The sequence below is a fragment of the Lysobacter sp. M2-1 genome, from assembly GCF_022662495.1.
In the GTDB taxonomy this organism is placed as follows: domain Bacteria; phylum Pseudomonadota; class Gammaproteobacteria; order Xanthomonadales; family Xanthomonadaceae; genus JAKPBU01.
This window is the reverse complement of the sequence record NZ_JAKPBU010000001.1, coordinates 1625453-1643980: the sequence shown is the minus strand read 5'-3', so window position 1 is coordinate 1643980 and position 18528 is coordinate 1625453. Positions and strand designations below refer to the sequence as shown.

Genomic DNA, 18528 nt, shown 5'->3' with positions numbered 1-18528 from the left:
GCCCTGGCCCGTCGAACCCGAAGCCGAACTGCAACAACACGATGGCGGCTAAAGACCCGCCCTACGCAACAAGGAAAACGATGAAGATCACCGAGATCCGGCTGGGCATGCTGCGGGTGCCGCTGAAGACACCGTTCAAGACCGCGCTGCGCACGGTGGATACCGTCGAGGACATCGTGGTCAGCATCCATACCGACAGCGGCAACGTCGGCTACGGCGAGGCGCCGGCCACCGCGCCGATCACCGGCGATACCCATGGCTCGATCATCGAGGCGATCCGCAAGCACATCGCGCCGCGTCTGGTGGGCGAGGACATCGCCAACCTCAACCGCATCACCCGCATCGTGCAGACCGCGCTGGAGCGCAACACCAGCGCCAAGGCCGCGGTCGAGATCGCGGTCTACGACCTGTGGGGCCAGCTCTACGGCGCGCCCCTGTACCAGATGCTCGGCGGCGGCGAGCCGGTAATCACCACCGACATCACCATCAGCGTCGACCACATCGACAAGATGGTGGCCGATTCGATTTCGGCCGTGGATCGCGGATTCGAGTCGCTGAAGATCAAGGTCGGCAAGGACATCGGCGTGGACATCGAGCGGGTCAAGGCGATCCATGCCGCGGTCGAAGGGCGGGCTTTGCTGCGGCTGGACGCCAACCAGGGCTGGACCGCGAAGCAGGCGGTGCACGCCATGCATCTGCTCGAAGAAGCGGGCGTGCATCTGGAACTGCTCGAGCAGCCGGTGAAGGCACAGGACATCAGCGGTCTGAAGTACGTGACCGACCGGGTGCATACGCCGGTGATGGCTGATGAAAGCGTGTTCGGGCCGCTGCAGGTGATCGACCTGATCGAGCGCCGCGCGGCCGACATCATCAACATCAAGCTGATGAAGACCGGCGGCATCTCCAACGCGGTGCGGATCGCCGACATCGCCGCGCTGTACGGTGTCCAGTGCATGATTGGCTGCATGATCGAGACCAGCATCAGCGTGGCGGCGGCGGTGCACCTGGCCGTGGCCAAGGCGGACGTCATCACCAAGGTCGACTTGGACGGGCCCTCGCTCGCCAGGTTCGACCCGGTCGATGGTGGCGTGACCTTCAACGAGTCGGAGATCTCGATCTCCGACGCACCGGGGCTGGGGATCCGCGAGATCCGCGGCCTGGAACCGATTCCCGGCTGAGCCACGCACATGTCGCCCCTGCTCCGGATCCGCGCCGAGCGCGACAGCATGTCGGCGATCGAGCGGCGCATCGCCGACTTCCTGCTCGACAACGCCCAGCTGCTGCGCGACTACTCCTCGCAGCAGCTCGCCGACGCGCTGGGGATCAGCCAGTCGAGCGTGGTGAAGTTCAGCCAGAAACTCGGCTTCAAGGGCTATCCGGACCTGAAGTTCTCGATCGGCGAATCGCTGGCGCGCGGCGATGGCGCCGAGAGCGGCGACGTTGCCGCGGATCACCCCGACGATCCGCATGCGGCCCTCGCCGGAGAGCTCTGGCACGCCAAGGCGCGCGCCGAGGCCGAGACCCGCTCGCTCAACCCGCCGGAGAAGATCGACGCCATCGCCAACGCCATCCGCGGCGCGGACAAGGTGTTCGTGATCGGCTTGGGCCGTGACGGGATCCATGCCCGCGCCTTCGCCATGCAGCTGTCGCTGCTCGGCGTGCTGGCGATCTATCACTTCGATCCGGTGATGATGCCGGCAGGCGTCTCGTCGGCTGGCGCCGGCGATGTGCTGTTCGTATTCTCCGAACACGGTCGCCAGGCCTCGCTGTGCCGGATCGGCCAGCTGTTCCGCGAACGCCATGGCACCGTGGTCACCATCACCCGGCACAGCGCCAATCCGCTGCGTGCGCACGCCAACCTGTCGCTGCTTGTTTCGGCTCATGACGAGCGGACCCAGGTCGAGCCGATGCTGTATCAGGCGGCACTGCAGCAGCTGCTGGATCTGGTCGGCCTGGTGCTGTGCGAGGATCGCGGACGCCTGGACCAGCTGGAGACCAACCTCGAACGCATCCAGCCGATGCTGGATACTTGAATCCCCTGCAGGCCCGGAGTGGCTTCGTGTCGTCCAGAATCCTGACCGCAACCATCGCGCTGATCTACGCGTTCGCTCTCGCCGCCTGTGCCACGCAGGGCGGGCGCGCATCTGGCGGCAACGCATGGTCGCAGTCGCGGCAGCTGATCCTGGTGACCACTGCCGACTGGAACGCGACCCAGGGCCTGCTGCGCACCTACGAACGCAGCGCCGGCGGCCGCTGGCAGGAACAGGGCGATAGCGTCGCAATCACCGTCGGTCGCAGCGGCAGCGCCTGGGGCGTGGGCCTGCACCCGACCCAGCCTGGCGTGCAGAAACGCGAAGGCGACGGTCGCGCTCCCGCCGGAGTGTTCGCCATCGGCCCGGCCTTCGGTTACGCGGCGCGCGCCGACACGGCCCTGCCCTACCAGCAGATGCACGCGGACAGCTGGTGCATGGATGTACCTGCTTCGCCACTGTACAACCGCATCGTCGACGCCCGCGAGGTGGGCGCGGCGGCGGTGGAAGGCTCGACCGAGCCGATGCGCCTGGACCTGCACAACCAGGGCGACGAGCGCTACCGCAACGGATTCGTGATCCTGCACAACGCCGCAGCGATCAAAAGCGGCGGCAGCTGCATCTTCGCCCATCTGTGGAAAGCGCCGGGCCAACCCACCGCGGGCTGCACCGCGATGGCGCCCGAATCAATGGCGCGGCTGTACCGCTGGCTGAAACCGGAAATGCAGCCTGTGTTCGTGTTGCTGCCGGAGGTCGAATACCAGCGGCTGCAGGAGAGCTGGGATCTGCCCTGATGTGCGTAGGAGCGACGTAAGTCGCGAACGCTTCCCCCCAAAAAGCTCGCGACTTATGTCGCCCCCACAATCCTCGCAGCGCCGTTCCGTTCCCTGCCCACATCCGAGGTCGATTGATGTCCAACACCACCCGCGTACTGCTCGCCCTCGCCCTTGGCGCCCTGATCGGCCTGGCGCTGGGTTTCTGGGATGCGGATTCGGCAGCGCGCGTCGCGGCCATCGCCCAGCCCATCGGCAAGGTCTGGTTGAACGCGCTGCAGATGACGGTGGTGCCCCTGGTCGCAGCCATGATCGTGATCGGCATCAACGCCGCGCGCAGCGCTGCCTCCACGGGACGCACGGCGCGCACTGCGGTCATCGTGTTCGTGGTGTTGCTGTCGCTGGCTTCGGCGCTGACGGCCGTGCTTGCCCCCACCTTCCTCGCGCTGCTGCCGCGCAATCCGGACCTGGTGCAGGCGCTGCGGGGTGCGATGGCACCCACCGAAGCCGCCGCCGGAACCGCCGGACTCGCAGAGTGGCTCGCCGGCGTGGTCCCCAGCAACGCGGTCGCTGCGGCTGCGGCCGGGGCGATGCTGCCGCTGGTGGTGTTTTCGCTGTTCTTCGGCTTCGCCCTGACCCGGATCGAGGAGGAGCGGCGCGTTGCGTTGCTGCGCATCGTCCACGGCATCGCCGACACCATGATCGTGATCGTGCGCTGGGTGCTGCTGGCCGCACCGCTGGGCGTATTCGCGCTGGCGCTGGCGGTCACCGCGACCGTGGGCCACAGCCTGCTGGCCGCGCTGGGGTACTACATCGCCTTGCTGATCGTGATGTATGTGATCACCACACTGCTGCTGTATCCGGTGGCGGTGCTGGCCGGCCGCGAGCGATTCGGCCGCTTTGCATCGGCGATCATCCCCGCGCAGGCGATCGCGGCAAGCACCCAGTCCTCGCTGGCGTCGCTGCCGGCGATGATGGAATCGGCGCGCACGCGGCTGGGCTATCCGGTCGCGGTGCCATCGCTGGTGCTGCCGATGGCGGTGTCGCTGTTTCGCATCACCAGCCCGGTGCAGTACATCTGCGTGGCGTCGTTCATCGCCTGGGCCTACGGCATTCCGCTCGATCCGGTGACGCTGGCGGGCGGCGCGGCACTGGCGGTCGTGGTGAGCATGGGTTCGGTGGGCCTGCCGGGCCAGGCCATCTTCATGGCCACCAACCTGCCGGTGGCGCAGGCGATGCATCTGCCGTTGGAACCGTTGGGCATCCTGCTGGCGCTGGACACGATTCCCGACGTGTTCGCCACCGTGGGCAACGTCACCGGCGACCTGACCGCTACCGCGGTGGTGGCGCGGCGCGCGAGCCCCGATGCGGCCCCGGATCCGACAACGACGTCGGATTGACGACCCCGGCCTACGGCGCTTCGGGCAACGTGGCGCCGGGCACGTGCTCCAGGATGATGTCCAGAGTGCCACCAGGATTGTGGCTGCGCAGTTCAAGCCGGTTGCCATCCATGTGCAGGATGTCGGTGGGATAGGCGATGCCTTCCTCCTCGATCGACAGCTTGCCGTCCTGGTAACGCCATTTGCCGTAGCCGGGCGGATTGCCGATCGGGTTTTCGATCACCAGGGTGCCGTCGGCCAGAAACGCGTAGGTCGTGCCCGGTTCGACGCCGGTCGATGAAACCACGCGCCAGACCTTGTCGGCGAAGGCGGGGACATTCGCATCGGCCTGCCCGTTCGACGGCATCGGCGGCGGCGTTTCCAACGCGGACGCGGGCGGCTGCTTCGCTGCTGCGGCAGGAGCCGGTGTGTCCTGTTCCGGTGCCGGCGGGGTACGCGTACAGCCGGCTGCCAGGAGGATCACGCACAGGATCGTCAGGGACATATTGGACATGGGACGCTCCGGGGGAAGACACTCGGCACGTTAGCAGCCGCCGCCTTGCGCGGCATCACGGCGCGCTTGCACCGGCTTGTTTACAACGCCCGCCTGCCTTCCTTCGGAGATCGCCATGCGCATTGCGCCCCTGACCACCTGCCTCGCCCTGGTACTCGTCGCCTGCAACGGCACCGCCGCCACTGCCGATTCGGCGCCCGAGACAGATCAGCCAGCGCAGACGGCGCAGGCCGGCACCGCGGAACGCTCCCCCGGCAAACCGTTTACGGCGACGCCGTTCGCTGAGTTCGACGAGCCCTGGGCGATGACCTTCCTGCCGGACGGGCGCCTGCTGGTCACCGAGAAGACCGGCCAGCTCAAGCTGTTCGACATCGCATCGAAGAAGACCGGCGATGTCAGCGGAGTACCGGAGGTCGACCACGGCGGACAGGGCGGGCTGGGTGACGTGGTGCTGCATCCGCAGTTCGCCAGCAACGGCCTGGTCTACCTGAGCTATGCCGAAGCCGGCGATGGCGACACCCGTGGCGGTGCAGTCGCGCGCGGCAAACTCACCCTGGACGCGAGCGGCGCCGGAGCGCTGTCCGAGGTGAAGGTGATCTGGCGGCAGGTGCCGAAAGTGAGTGGACGTGGTCATTACAGCCATCGCATGGTCTTCTCGCCGGACGGCAAATCGCTGTTCATCAGCTCTGGCGAGCGCCAGAAGTTCGATCCGGCCCAGGACATGAAGTCCAACCTGGGCAAGATCGTGCGCCTCAACGACGATGGCAGCGTGCCGACCGACAATCCGTTCGCCGGTCAGGGCGAGATCGCCTCCCAGGTGTGGACGCTCGGCCATCGCAACGTGCTGGGCATCGCGTTCGATGCGCAGGGCCGGCTGTGGGAACACGAGATGGGGCCGGCAGGCGGCGACGAGGTCAACCTGGTCGTGCGCGGCGACAACTACGGCTACCCGATCGTGTCCAACGGCGACCACTACGACGGCCGGCCGATCCCCGACCACGACACGCGCCCGGAATTCCACGCGCCGGCGACCAGCTGGAACCCGGTGATCTCGCCGGCCGGGCTGGTGATCTATTCGGGCGATCTGTTTCCGGACTGGAAGGGCGATCTGCTGATCGGCGGCCTGTCCTCGCAAGCGCTGATCGATGTGCAGGTCAACGGCGACAGCGCGCGCGAAGCCGCCCGCTACGAGATGGGCGCGCGCATCCGCGAAGTGGAACAGGGTCCCGATGGCGCGGTCTGGCTGCTCGAGGACGAGCGCAACGGCGGTGGCGGACGGCTGCTCAAGCTGATGCCGGCGGGGTGAGATTCTTACTGTGTCGTTCCGCTACGACGGATGAGCCGGCAAGCCGGATTAACCACGCCAAGTCTATGTCCAGGGCCGCTGCGGCGGCTTGCAGCAGTCGCGGTGGGCAGGTGATCGGTGGCGCGATCATTCCGCCGCGCGCAGCGGCCCCGGTAGCGGCGGCAGCTTCATCGCGGCGCGGTAGCGCTCGTGCAGGGCGCGCACCTTGCCCACGTAGGCCAGGGTCTCCCGGTACGGCGGCACACCGCCGAACTTCGCCACCGCGCCGATGCCGGCGTTGTAGGCCGCCGCGGCCAGGGTCAGGTCGCCGTTGTAGCGGCGCAGCAGGCTGCGCAGATATTTCGCCCCCGCATTGATCGAATCGGACGAGGCAAACGGATTTGCGACGCCGTATTCGCGCGCCACCTCGGGCATCAGCTGCATCACGCCCTGCGCGCCCTTGCTCGAGATCGCATCGGCTTCGAATCCGCTTTCGGCGTGGGCGATCGCGCGCAGCCAGGCATCGTCGAGCTTGTTTGCCTTCGCCGCAGCCTTGAACTGCCAGGCGTACATGTCCAGGCGCGGCTTGCCGACCTTGCCCAGGCCTTCGTGCGCGGGTGAACCCTTGGGCGTTTCCACGGTGAACTTCAGGTAGGGCTTCGCGCCGGGCAGGTTGCGCGTGGTGTAGATGGTCTTGCCCTCGGATTCCCACTCGTACAGCGTGCCGTGGATCACGCCCAGGTCGCCCCAGATGTTGGTGACCTTGGCCGGATGGTCCTCGATCTGCTTCGCCTCGCACTTCGAACCCGGCTCGGCCGCCGTCGCCAGGCTGACCGTGCCATCGCGCAGGCAGCGATACACCGTGCGCGCCTGCACCGGCAGGGCGCAGGCCGCAAACAACATCAGCAGGAGCAGGCCGCGGGACAGCATGGCGCGCATTCTAGGCGCGGAAGCTGAACCGCCTGCGCACGTGCCCGACGTGCGGCGGTTACTGCGTCCTGACCCCGCGATTGAACTCAGTGACGACGCTGCAGGAGCGTCGTAGTCTTCTGGTCCTTGCCCCCGAACCGCTTGACCTCGACCTGTTCCATGCGCTCGATCACGCCGGTCGCCTTGTCGACCAGATAGCTCACGGTGGTCGTGAACTTCGCGTCGGCGCGCGCCTGCTCCAGCGCCTGCTGCAGCTTCTCCTGCGCGCCCGCGTCCTGCCCGAACGCCTGAGGCGCGAGCATCTGTTCGGCTGCCTGTGCGGCCAGTGCCGAGGCCGCCTGTGCGTCCGGCTCGACTTCCCAGGTCAGTGCATGGAACCGGGGATCGTCTGCCGTGGTGAGATGAAGGCGGTTGCGCATCGGGATCGGCTCGCCACCCAGCGGATTGGTGCCGCTGTCCTCGTACTCGTACTCGGCATCCAGCTCCAGCCCACCGCCTGAGACGAAGTTGTAGGCTGCGGGGATGTCAGCCAGCTGCTGTTCCAGCACCGGCCTGGCAGTGAGCATGTCGATCATGCGGTCCACGGCCGCTTTCGCGGCGGCGTCGGGCTTGCCCGTCGCGGTGAGGTTCTCGACCATTTCGCGCATTGCCTCGCGGTAGCGCGGGTGGATCTCTTCCAGATTGGCGATGCCGGCGAACGCGCCTTCCTTGTCGAGCTGCACGTCGATCGCCAGGTCGCGCATGGCTTCGATCGTGGCCCTGAGCGTCGCCGCCAGACTCTCCGGAAGATCGCCCGTCTCGATCCTGGGATCGGTACTGGTCCAGCGCTGCACGAAGCCGGCCTCGTCGGCCCGCACGATCTCGAGCACGATCCGGTCGCTGCCGGTGATCGCGACCTGCTTGCCGTCGCGGCTCTCGACTGCGCGGTAACTCTGGTCGTACTCGATCCTCGTGCCCTGTTTCCACGGCAATGGCCATTCGATCGTCTCGGCCGTCGCGTCCGCACCGTCGTCCTGTTGCGCAATGGCCACCAGCGGCCAGGCCAGCGCAAGCACGGCCAGCACTTCCTTCAGCATGAGACCCCCTGTCGCCCTCGGGCGCGTTCCCCGCCGCCAGTATCAGGGTTTGGCCCGGCACACGCTATACGACAGCGGCGGCAACTCGACGCGGACGCTGCCCGGCGCCGATGAGGTGGGAGTGCAGCTGCCGGCCGCGGATTCCCATCGCTGCGAGCCTGCATCGACCAGCACCTGCGCGGACACCGGTTTGTCGCCGGTGTTGACCGCCACCAGCGTTTCGGCGCCATCGAGCAGGCGCGAAAAGGCGAACAGCCCCGGCGCGTCGCCGGCGTAGCGCACGCGCATCTCGCCGCGGCGCAGCGCGGGGTCGTCGCGGCGCAGCCCGGCGAGCCGCGCGATCGTCCGGAACAGCGGGCCGTCGCTGGCGAAATTCTCCACCGCCGTGGTCTGCATGCTGCCCACCAGGGCGTCGTCGTTGTATGAGGCCACCTGGCTGGCGAACATGTCCTGGCGCGCGTCCTGGTCGCCGCCGTCGCCGGCGAATCCCTGCTCGTCGCCGTAATAGATCACCGGCACGCCGCGGGCCAGGAACAGCAGCGCATGCGCCAGTTCGACCCGCTTGAGCAATTCGTCCTCGCCGACGCCGGGACGCGCCTCGCGCACGAAATGTGCGAAGCGCCCCATGTCGTGGTTGCCGAGGAAGGTGGGCAACTGCAGCGCCGCCGGCGCGCCGCCTTCGTAATCAGCGTCGAAGAAGAACAGCCGTGCCAGCCGGTCCGTGCCCGCCTTGCCTGCGATCGCATCGGCCACCGCCGACTGGAACGCAAAGTCCAGCACTGCCGGATAGCGGTCGACGCGGGTGAAGCGCGCCAGCATGCCCGGATCCGGATCGTAGACCTCGCCGAAGATGTGGAAATTCGGAATGCCGCGCGCCTTGGCCCGCGCCAGCATCGCCGGTACGAAGGCCTGCCAGAACTCGGGCTTCACATGCCTGGCCGTGTCGATGCGGAACCCGTCGATCCCGAAATCGTCGATCCACTGTCCAAAGATGTCGATGAAGCCCTGGACCACGCGCGGATGTTCGGTCAGCAGGTCGTCGAGCCCGGAGAAATCGCCGTAGGTGACGCTTTCGCCCTTCCAGGTGGAATCACCGCGGTTGTGGTAATAGCGCAGCTCGTTGAGCCAGGCCGGCGTCTTGGAATCCTGCTCGCCATCGGGCACGTAGGCCTGGTAGGCATAGTCGACATCACGCAGCCGCGCGAAGTTTGCCGCGTCCTGGTGCGCCGCATCGTCCCCGAGGAAACCATCATTGATCGGCGCGCCGTCGATACCGCCACGCCGGGTGTAGGGATAGTCGGCCAGCGCGCGATAGGGGCACGGGTCGGCATCGCAGTCGCGGTACTTGATCACGTCCGCGGTGTGGTTGGTGATGATGTCCAGGTAGATCTTCATGCCGCGCGCGTGCAGCGCGTCGACCAGCGCCTTGAATTCCTCGCGCGTGCCGAAATGCGGATCGACCTGGGTGAAATCGGTGATCCAGTACCCGTGGTAGCCAGAGGATTCGCGTCCCGGCCTCCCCTGCACCGGCTTGTTCTTGTAGATCGGGCCCAGCCAGATGGCGGTGGCGCCAAGCGCCTGGATGTAATCGAGTCTGGACAGCAATCCGGCCAGGTCGCCACCGTGGTAGAAGCCCTTGTGGGTCGGGTCGAAACCGTGCTGCAGACGCTCGCCGGGAATGCCACCGCGGTCATTGTCGGGTGACCCGTTCGCGAAGCGATCCGGAAGTACGAAATACACGACTTCGTCCTGCGGCAGGCGGCCGCGATAGGACGCGCCGGCATCCTGCGCCGATGCGCCCGGCGCGTACCCGGCCGCAAGCAGGCCAGCCAGAGCGAATGCGGATCCGATGCGGGCGATGGCTGACATGCGGGGCTTCCGTTTGAGTCGGCCCGCGAGCATAAGCCGGCTAGCGCGCCAAGCGACGCGCCAGGCGCCAGGCCAGCGGCCGGAATACGTATGCAGCCACGATCGCGGCCGGCCCGGCGATGATCCAGGCCAGCAGCCAGCGCGCCGGATAGCCCCGGTCCACGCCCGTGTTGATCGCCGTCACCACGGCGGCGACGAAGGCCGACATGAATACCGCGAGGCAGGCCGGCAGCAGGCGCCGGGCGCGCCTGGACGCGGGGTCGGATCCGGGGTCTGAGGCGGGAAGCTCGGGCACGAGGGCAGTCTCGCACGACGTCGTCACAGTGTCGCAGTGCAGACGCTATCCTCGCCCCAGGCCATCGGAGTGCCCCGGAACCATGACGCTTCCACGCCGCATGCTTGCGCTGTTCATGCTGATGCTGCTGTCCGCCTGCGCATCGGCCCCACCCACCAGGACCGATGCGCCGACGCTGCGGGTGATGAGCTTCAACGTGCGCCTGCCGGTGGAGTCCGACGGACCCAACCGCTGGGAAGCGCGCCGCGCCCTGGCGGCGAAAACCATCCGCGACGCGGACCCGGATGTGATCGGCACCCAGGAGCTGCACAAGCCGCAGGGCGATTACCTGGTCTCGCAGCTGCCGGACTATGCCTGGTTCGGAACCAGCCGGCGCGGCGACCACAGCGACGAACACATGGGCGTGTTCTATCGCCGCGACCGCCTGCGCGTGCTGGAGGCGGGCGATTTCTGGCTGTCGGACACGCCCGAAGTGCCTGGAAGCATCAGCTGGGGAAATCTCTATCCGCGCATGGTCACCTGGGCGCTGTTCCAGCGTATCTCCGACGACCGACGCTTCTACCTGTTCAACACCCACCTGCCCTACCGTGAGGAGGACGAGGGCGCGCGCGTGCGCGGCGCGCGCCTGCTGCTGTCGCGCATCGCCGCATTGCCGTCCGACGTGCCGGTGGTGGTGACCGGCGACTTCAACACCCCACCGGGCAGCCCGACCCATGCCGCGGCGACATCGGCCCTGCGCGATGCCTGGACCGTCGCGGCGCGGCGTTCAGGCCCGGAGGGCACTTTCCACGGCTTCACCGGCCAGCCCGACCAGCGCATCGACTGGGTGTTGGTGCGCGGCTTCGAGGTGCTGTCCGCCACCACGCTCGACACCAACGAGGCTGGCCGCTATCCCTCCGATCATTTCCCGCTGCTGGTCGAACTGCGCTGAAGGCGGTCGCGGGCTCGCGGCTGTCTAGGGCGCATCCGCCGGACGCACGATACCGATGCGACTCGCCTTGTCCAGCAGCGCGCGTCGCAGCTTCGGCGCCACGACCGGCACCGTCAGCATGGTGCTGGCCACCGCCATCAGCAGCAGCGCGGTGAACATCTCGCTGGTGATGAGCTGCTTGTCGAGCAGGATGTTGGCGAAGATGATCTCGATCAGGGCCTTGGTCTGCAGCAGCCAGCCGATGATCGAGGCTTCGCCACGCGGCCACTTCAGGATCCGTCCCGCCAGGTGCACACCGGTCAGCTTGCCGCTCACCGATGCCAGCAGCAGTACGCCTGCCACCAGGAACACCACGCTGCCGCCCAGCGTCCACGACGTGCGCAGCCCGGTGCTGAGGAAGAACACCGGCATCAGCACCAGCAGCACGTGGTGGCGCAGCTTGTCCATCGCTTCCTGGTCGAACCATTCCGCATCCATCACCACGCCGGCCAGGAAAGCGCCGACCATGAAGTGCAGGCCCGACCAGTCCGCGCCGAACGCGCAGGCTGCCAGCCAGACCAGCGCCACGTACCAGCGATCGCGCTCGGGCAGGCGCCGCATCAGCGCGCGGAAGCCGATGCAGGCCACGGCGAATGCAACCAGAAACGCGCCCTGGCGACCGATCCGTTCCCAGTCCATCAGCACCAGCGCGAGCACGCCCCAGATCGCGACATCGTCGAGGCTGGCGTAGCGCAGGATCCGCTGGCCGATCGGCTGGCGCAGCAGGCCAAGCTTTTCCATCAGCAGGATCAGGATCGGCAGCGCGGTGACCGCGCAGGCCATGCCCACGCCCACCACGAACTGCCAGGACTGCGCCCGTGCACCCATCCACCCGGGGAAGAGCGACAGGGCCGTCGCCGCGGCGCAGCCGAACAGCAGCGGCACTCCCAGTGCGAGCCCGGCGGTGATCCCGCTTTCGCGCCGGCTGCTCCAGGCCTTGCGCACGTCCAGCTCGATGCCCGCGATCATCACGAACAGCATCACCGCCCACCAGGCGACACCATTGAGTGCGGTGATCACGTCCTTGGTGAAGACCGTGGCGTAGTACTCGGGGAACGCATGTCCCAATACACCCGGCCCGAGCAGCACGCCGGCCACGATCTGCACGACGACCAGGGGCGCGAAATACTCGGTGCGGGCCACCCGCCATACCAGGTAGGGCACCGAAAAGATGATCGCCATCGCGACAAGGAACAGTTCGGTCGTGGTTACAGAGTGCTGCATGGCTGAATCACCGGTCGGCGCCCGGGCGGGCCGGGCCGATTATCGCAGCCGGTCGCTCCCCTGCGGTTGGGCGAACTGGACCCGCAGTGCGCGCCTCAGGACAGCTGCGAACGCGCCCAGCGCACGATGCCGGCCGCGCCGCTGGCACCGGCCCGGCGCGCCACCTCACGCCCCTGCCGGAACAGGATGAGGGTGGGAATGCTGCGCACGTCGAAGCGTGCGCCCAGCGCGGGCTCCGCCTCGGTATTGACCTTGGCCAGGCGCACCCGCGGCTCCAGCTGCGCGGCGGCGGCCTCGAACTGCGGCGCCATCATCCGGCACGGCCCGCACCATGGCGCCCAGAAGTCGACCAGCACCGGCAGCTCCCCGCGCATGACGTGAGTCTCGAACGAGGCCGCATCCAGCGCCACCGGCTGGGCATCGAACAGCGCGCGCTTGCAGCGTCCGCACACCGGCGCTTCGGACAGCCGCGCCAGCGGCACCCGGTTGGGCGCGTGGCAGTGCGGGCACACGACAAGGATCGTGTCGCTCATGATCCGGCTTCGAAGCTCTTGTTGCCGAGCAGCACCCGGCCGTGCGCGTCCTTCACCGTCACTTCGACATCGATGCCTTCGCGTACGCTCTGGGTCACGATGCAGAACTGCTCGAATTGCTCGAGGATCCGGTCCAGGTGTTCGTGAGCTTCGCCGCCCTCGGCCAGACGGATCTCGGCGAAGGCCTTGGGAATGCGCCAGCGTCCTTCGGCGTTGCGCATCGGCGTGGCGGTGATCTCGGCGCGCACCGGGCCCGGCGTGTTCTTGTATTTGCGCAGCGCGAACAGCAAGCTGGCCGAGAGACAATTGGCGACGGCGGCCAGCAGCAGCCGCGAGGGATTGGGACCGCGGTCCTGACCCAACGGGGCGGCTTCGTCGCCGAGCAGGGGCGCGATCCCTGCCTTGTCGAACCGGATGCGGAAGGCGTAATCGTCCTCCTGTTCCAGGGTGACGCGGATCGCTTCATCTACGCTCATCGTGTTCTCCGGTAGCAAGATCAGGCCACGGCGCGGCGCGCCTGCGCCGCCAGCAGCACGTAGTACAGCAGCGGGATCACGACCAGCGTGAGCACGGTGCTGACCAGGATGCCGAAGATCAACGCCACCGCAAGGCCGTTGAAGATCGGATCGTCGAGGATGAAGAACGCCCCCAGCATCGCCGCGAATCCGGTCAGCACGATCGGCTTGGCGCGCACCGCGCAGGCTTCCACGACCGCGTCCGCCGCGCTGCGGCCGGCGGCGACGGACTGGTTGATGAAGTCCACCAGCAGGATCGAGTTGCGCACGATGATGCCGGCCAGCGCGATCATGCCGATCATCGAGGTGGCGGTGAACTGCGCGCCGAGCAGCGCGTGGCCCGGCATCACGCCGATCACGGTCAGCGGGATCGGCGCCATGATCACCAGCGGCACCAGATAGCTGCGGAACTGCGCGACCACGAGCAGGTAGATCAGGACCATGCCAGCCGCGTAGGCGATGCCCATGTCGCGGAAGGTCTCGTAGGTGATCTGCCACTCGCCGTCCCACTTCACGGCGAAATCGCTGGTGTCCTGCGGCTGCGCGATGAAGGTCTGGGCGATCTGCTGTCCGCCCACCCTGGCATCGCGCAGCTGCCCGACCAGATCGAACATGCCGTACAGCGGGCTGTCCAGCCGCCCGGCCTCGTCGGCGGTGACATAGACCACGGGCAGCAGATCCTTGTGATGGATCGCGCCGTCCCACGGCGCACGCTGCACGCTCACCAGTTCCGACAGCGGCACCAGTTGCCCTTCCCCACCGCGTACCCGCAGCGCCAGCAGGCGCTCGATGCCGGCCTGCTCCGACGCGGGCAGGCGCAGGCGCACGGCGCGCGGGTACTTGGAGCTGCCATCGTGCACGTAGGTCGCGTCCAGCCCCGACACCGCGGCGGCCAGGGCGTCGGCGATCGAGGCCTGCGGCACGCCCAGGCGCGCGGCGCGTTCGCGGTCCACGGTCAGCACTTCGCGCGGCGCATCGCTCTCCACGCTGGTGTCGACGTCGACGATGCCCTCGGTCTTGCGGAAGCGCTTTTCCAGCTCCAGCGCCAGAGTGCGGCTGCGCGCGTAATCTGGGCCGTAGAGTTCGGCCACCACGGGCGAGAGCACCGGCGGCCCGGGCGGCACCTCCACCACCTTCACCGACGCGCCGTGGCGCACGCCGACTTCTGCCAGTTTCGGGCGCAGCGCGCGCGCGAGTTCGTGGCTCTGACGGTCGCGCTCGTGCTTGTCGACCAGGTTGATCTGCAGGTCGCCGACGTTGCTGCCGCTGCGCAGGAAGTACTGCCGCACCAGGCCGTTGAAGTTCATCGGCGCCGCGGTGCCGGCATAGCCCTGGTAATCGAGCACCTCGGGCACCGTGTCGACCACGGCTGCCAGGTCGACGAGCAGCGCATTGGTGTCTTCCAACGTGCTGCCTTCGGGCAGGTCCACGACCACCTGGATCTCGGACTTGTTGTCGAACGGCAGCATCTTCAGCACCACCCACTGCAGCACCGTCAGCGACGCCGCCAGGACCACCAGCGCGGCCATGCCGGCGAACAGCAGCTTGCGCCGGCGGCTGCCCGCGTCCGGGTCCAGGAACGGTCGCATGATGGCGCCGAACAGGCGGTGCAGGCGCGTTTCCCCGCCTTGGGAGTCCGCGGTTTTGTGTGCCTCCTGCTCCGCTGTCGCCACATGCCGCGACAGCAGTTTCAGCGACAGCCACGGCGTCACCACCAGCGCCACCGCCAGCGAGATCAGCATGCCCACCGAGGCGTTGATGGGGATCGGGCGCATGTAGGGCCCCATCAGGCCCGAGACGAAGGCCATCGGCATCAATGCCGCGATCACGGTGAAGGTGGCCAGGATGGTCGGTCCGCCCACTTCGTCCACCGCCGGCGGAATCGCCTCGCGCAGGGTCTTGCCGCCCCGCACCATGTGCCGGTGGATGTTCTCCACCACCACGATCGCATCGTCGACCAGGATGCCGATCGAGAAGATCAGCGCGAACAGCGAAACGCGGTTGAGGGTGAACCCCATCGCCCACGAGGCGAACAGGGTGATCGCCAGGGTAAGCACGACCGCGCTGCCGACCACGATCGCCTCGCGCCAGCCGAGTGCGAACAGCACCAGCAGGACCACCGAAGCGGTGGCGAACGCCAGCTTCTGGATCAGCTTCTGCGCCTTGTCGGTGGCGGTGAGCCCGTAGTCCCGGGTGACGGTGACATGCACGCCCTCGGGAATCAGCTCGCCGCGCAGCTGGTCCAGGCGCGTCGCGATCGCGCCGGTGATATCGGCGGCGTTGCTGCCGGGCTTCTTGGCCACCGCGATCGTCACCGCAGGCGCCAGCCCGGAAGCCGGACCCTCGCGCCCGGCGGGCGCGCCGTGCCAGGCGTAGCGCAGGGCGATGTCGCCGCCGGCGCGCACGTCCGCGACGTCGGCCAGGTGCAGGGGGCGGCCGCCATCGAGGCCGATCACCAGCTCGGCGACCTCGTCCGCGCTGGCCAGGAACCGGCCCGCCGTCACCGGCACCGGGCCCTGCGCACCGATGCGCTCGCCGACCTGGCGCACCGCATTGGCCGCCTGCAGGGCCTGGGTCAGGTCGGATACCGCCAGGCCGTATGCGGCCAACCTGGAGGGATCCAGCGTGACCGACACGACCCGATCCGGCGCGCCGATGGTGTAGACGTCGCGGGTGCCGGGGATGCGTTTGAGTTCGGTCTCCAGCGTGTGCGCGACCTCGGCCAGCTCGGCGGCGCCGCGCTGCGGGTCGTCCGTCCACACGGTCAGGGCCATCACGGGCACGTCGTCGATGCCCTTGGGCTTGATCAGCGGCTGCCCGACGCCGACACCGGCCGGCATCCAGTCTTGGTTGGAATAGACCTGGTTGTACAGGCGCACGATCGCCGGCTGGCGCTCCACGCCCACGGTGTACTCCACCGTCAGCACCGCCATGCCCGGACGGCTGATCGAATAGATGTGCTTGATGCCCTCGATTTCCGACAGCTTCTGTTCCAGCGGCGTGCTGACCAACTGCTCGACGTCGCGCGCGCTGGCCCCGGCGAAGGGGACGAACACGTTGGCCATGGTCACGTCGATCTGCGGCTCTTCCTCGCGCGGCGTGATCAGCACCGCGACCAGGCCCAGCATCAGGCCCATGATCGCCAGGATCGGGGTCAGCGGATTGGACTGGAATGCGGCGGCGATTCGCCCGGACAGTCCCATCCGGGTGCTGTCAGCCATGTCCGACTCCGGCGACCGCCTTGCGCTGCACGGCGAGCGCCTGCCCGGCCGCGACCGGATCGAGCGCGATCTTCTCGCCCGCCTTGATCCCGGCGACGATCTCGAACTCGTCGCCAATCCGTCGTCCGAGCCGCACCTGGCGCAGGACCAGGCGATTGCCCGTGGCCAGCACGTAGACGGCGCTCAGCTCGCCACGCTGCACGACTGCGGCGGCAGGCAAGCGCACCAGGCCGGTGTCGCCTGCAATCGGAAACACGACCTTGGCTGTGACGCCGGGCTGCGGCGCATCCGCGGTATCGGGGAGCATCACCCGCACGGCCACGCTATGGGTGGAAGGGTCCGCGGCCGGATATACGATCACCTGCGCGGCATCCAGGATGCGTCCGTCGCCCAGCACGATGCGCGCGCGATTCGCGGCGCGGATGCCGGCCACATCGGACTGCGGCACCTGCACCTGGATGCGCAACGCGCCGGGCGCGTACACGGACAGCAGGTCCTGGCCCGGCGCCACGCTCTCGCCCGGCTCCACCTCGCGCGCACTGACGATTCCGGCATAGGGCGCACGCACCACGGTGTAGTCGGCCTGCTGACCGGCCTGCGCGAGCTGCGCACGCGCGGCATCGCGCGCGGCGTTCGCGCTGTCCCGGCTTGCGCGCGCCTGGTCGATCTGGGCGCGGGAAACATATCGGTCCGCAGCCAATGCGGCGAAGCGCCGGTAGTTGGCTTCGGCCTCGACCGCCGCAGCCTCCGCAGCGCGCAATTGCGCCCGGGCGGTGTTCGCTCCGGCCTGCTGCTCGACCGCGCTCAGGCGCAACAGCACCTGGCCGGCCACGACCCGGTCGTTGACGTCGACGTCGACCTCAACGACCCGCCCGCTGGTCTGCGCGGTCAGCACCGCCTGCTGCACGGCCTCGACTACGCCGTCCCAGCTGCGACCGTGCGTGTCGTCCGCAGCCCGCGCCACAACCGTCTGCAACGCAGGCAATGGTGGCAATCCCGCCTGCGGCGGCTCGCTGCCGCAAGCGGTCAGGGCGAGCAGCAGGGCTGCCACGAGAAATTTCCTGCGGATCGGCATGACGGTGCTTCGCTCTCTGGCTTCGATCAGCGGAAGCCGCAGCCCGGGGCTACGCCCTTGCCGACGCCAAGCTTGCGCAGCAGCATCGCGGCGGGACAGAAGCCGGTGATGCTCGATTGCAGCAGATTCAGGCCGACAAAGGCGGTCAACAGCCACCACCACGGCGAAACCAGCTGGCTCAACGCGACGCTGATGAGGATCATCACGCCCGCGAAGGCCATGACGGCACGGTCCAGACTCATTTCAGTTCTCCTTGCAGAAGGGTTGGCGAAGCCGTTGATCAGCGCCGACGCTGCGGCAGCATCCGCAGCAACGTGTTGTCGCGCTGGAAGTAGTGGTGGAACAGCGCCGCCGCCGCGTGCAGGCCGACGAGGTAGTAGCCGACGGTGCCGATGGTTTCGTGGAGTTCTTCGACCGAATCGGCGAGCGCGGGGTCGGGGCCGACCAGGGCCGGCAGCTCGAGGCCGAAGAACGGCACCGGCTCGCCTTCGGCGCTCAGCAGCAGCCAGCCGAGCAGCGGCATGGCGAGCATGAACACATACAGCGCCAGATGCATGGCGACCGCCACGCGGTGCTGCCAGACGCCGATCGCGGGCCGGATTTGCGGCGCTGCTCCCGCCATCCGCAGGGCCAGCCGCAGCCACACCAGCGCGAACACCGCCAGCCCGAGCATGAAGTGCCACTGCTTCAACGCCTCGCGCGGATCGCCGCCCTTGGGATAGAACTCGCGCAGCTCGATGCATGCATACACCGCCACCAGCAGCGCGAGCATCAGCCAGTGCATCGCGATCGACAGCGAGCCGTAGCGATCGGTGGTGTTCTTCCATTGCATGGCCGGG

General features: G+C 68.0%; 18 protein-coding genes. 6 read left to right on the top strand and 12 right to left on the bottom strand.

Features of this window, described 5'->3' with window-relative positions; translation table 11 throughout:
* Window positions 1-80: 80 nt before the first annotated feature.
* The 4 genes from MC375_RS07175 (at window position 81) to MC375_RS07160 (ending at window position 4203) form a co-directional block, all read left to right on the top strand.
* Window positions 81-1178, top strand: a complete 1098-nt coding sequence (locus MC375_RS07175; protein ID WP_242102607.1) for a dipeptide epimerase — start codon at window positions 81-83, stop codon at window positions 1176-1178.
* A gap of 9 nt (window positions 1179-1187) precedes the next feature.
* Window positions 1188-2033: a MurR/RpiR family transcriptional regulator gene (locus tag MC375_RS07170; RefSeq protein WP_242102606.1), complete on the top strand. Its 846-nt coding sequence runs from the start codon at window positions 1188-1190 to the stop codon at window positions 2031-2033.
* Window positions 2034-2086: 53 nt separating this feature from the next.
* Window positions 2087-2824, top strand: coding sequence for a L,D-transpeptidase family protein (locus MC375_RS07165; protein WP_242102970.1), 738 nt, complete (start codon window positions 2087-2089; stop codon window positions 2822-2824).
* Window positions 2825-2940: 116 nt separating this feature from the next.
* Complete coding sequence (locus MC375_RS07160; protein ID WP_242102605.1) at window positions 2941-4203, top strand: cation:dicarboxylase symporter family transporter; 1263 nt, start codon at window positions 2941-2943, stop codon at window positions 4201-4203.
* A 10-nt stretch (window positions 4204-4213) separates the two neighbouring features.
* On the opposite strand, the gene MC375_RS07155 is transcribed toward MC375_RS07160, so the two are convergent.
* Window positions 4214-4696 (bottom strand): hypothetical protein, encoded by a 483-nt coding sequence (locus tag MC375_RS07155; protein WP_242102604.1) that lies wholly within the window; start codon window positions 4694-4696, stop codon window positions 4214-4216.
* Between the two features lie 115 nt (window positions 4697-4811).
* On the opposite strand from MC375_RS07155, the gene MC375_RS07150 reads away from it, so the two are divergent.
* A complete protein-coding gene (locus MC375_RS07150; protein ID WP_242102603.1) occupies window positions 4812-6002 on the top strand; it encodes a PQQ-dependent sugar dehydrogenase in 1191 nt (396 codons plus the stop codon).
* A gap of 126 nt (window positions 6003-6128) precedes the next feature.
* On the opposite strand, the gene MC375_RS07145 is transcribed toward MC375_RS07150, so the two are convergent.
* From MC375_RS07145 to MC375_RS07130, 4 genes are all read right to left on the bottom strand, one after another.
* The gene (locus tag MC375_RS07145) at window positions 6129-6911 is read right to left on the bottom strand and encodes a lytic transglycosylase domain-containing protein (RefSeq protein ID WP_242102602.1); all 783 of its coding nucleotides are present in this window, start codon (window positions 6909-6911) and stop codon (window positions 6129-6131) included.
* Window positions 6912-6997: 86 nt separating this feature from the next.
* Complete coding sequence (locus MC375_RS07140; RefSeq protein ID WP_242102601.1) at window positions 6998-7987, bottom strand: hypothetical protein; 990 nt, start codon at window positions 7985-7987, stop codon at window positions 6998-7000.
* A 42-nt stretch (window positions 7988-8029) separates the two neighbouring features.
* Entirely contained in the window at window positions 8030-9856 is a 1827-nt protein-coding gene (locus MC375_RS07135) for an alpha-amylase family glycosyl hydrolase (RefSeq protein ID WP_242102600.1), read from the bottom strand.
* A 40-nt stretch (window positions 9857-9896) separates the two neighbouring features.
* Complete coding sequence (locus tag MC375_RS07130) at window positions 9897-10151, bottom strand: DUF2798 domain-containing protein (protein WP_242102599.1); 255 nt, start codon at window positions 10149-10151, stop codon at window positions 9897-9899.
* A 115-nt stretch (window positions 10152-10266) separates the two neighbouring features.
* Here MC375_RS07130 and MC375_RS07125 point away from each other — a divergent pair, with 115 nt between their 5' ends.
* On the top strand, window positions 10267-11082 hold the full coding sequence (locus tag MC375_RS07125; RefSeq protein WP_242102969.1) for an endonuclease/exonuclease/phosphatase family protein: 816 nt from the start codon (window positions 10267-10269) through the stop codon (window positions 11080-11082).
* Between the two features lie 24 nt (window positions 11083-11106).
* On the opposite strand, the gene MC375_RS07120 is transcribed toward MC375_RS07125, so the two are convergent.
* The 7 genes from MC375_RS07120 to MC375_RS07090 form a co-directional block, all read right to left on the bottom strand.
* The gene (locus MC375_RS07120) at window positions 11107-12345 is read right to left on the bottom strand and encodes a cation:proton antiporter (protein WP_242102598.1); all 1239 of its coding nucleotides are present in this window, start codon (window positions 12343-12345) and stop codon (window positions 11107-11109) included.
* Window positions 12346-12440: 95 nt separating this feature from the next.
* Window positions 12441-12878, bottom strand: coding sequence for a thioredoxin TrxC (gene trxC / locus MC375_RS07115; protein ID WP_242102597.1), 438 nt, complete (start codon window positions 12876-12878; stop codon window positions 12441-12443).
* Complete coding sequence (locus tag MC375_RS07110; protein ID WP_242102596.1) at window positions 12875-13354, bottom strand: OsmC family protein; 480 nt, start codon at window positions 13352-13354, stop codon at window positions 12875-12877. The genes trxC and MC375_RS07110 overlap by 4 nt, the downstream gene beginning before the upstream one ends.
* A gap of 20 nt (window positions 13355-13374) precedes the next feature.
* Complete coding sequence (locus MC375_RS07105; protein ID WP_242102595.1) at window positions 13375-16614, bottom strand: efflux RND transporter permease subunit; 3240 nt, start codon at window positions 16612-16614, stop codon at window positions 13375-13377.
* Window positions 16607-17665, bottom strand: coding sequence for an efflux RND transporter periplasmic adaptor subunit (locus tag MC375_RS07100; protein WP_242102594.1), 1059 nt, complete (start codon window positions 17663-17665; stop codon window positions 16607-16609). Before MC375_RS07100 ends, MC375_RS07105 begins: the two co-directional genes overlap by 8 nt.
* Before the next feature lie 50 nt (window positions 17666-17715).
* Entirely contained in the window at window positions 17716-17931 is a 216-nt protein-coding gene (locus MC375_RS07095) for a DUF2892 domain-containing protein (RefSeq protein ID WP_242102593.1), read from the bottom strand.
* A 38-nt stretch (window positions 17932-17969) separates the two neighbouring features.
* Window positions 17970-18521 (bottom strand): cytochrome b, encoded by a 552-nt coding sequence (locus tag MC375_RS07090; protein WP_242102592.1) that lies wholly within the window; start codon window positions 18519-18521, stop codon window positions 17970-17972.
* Window positions 18522-18528: the final 7 nt, after the last annotated feature.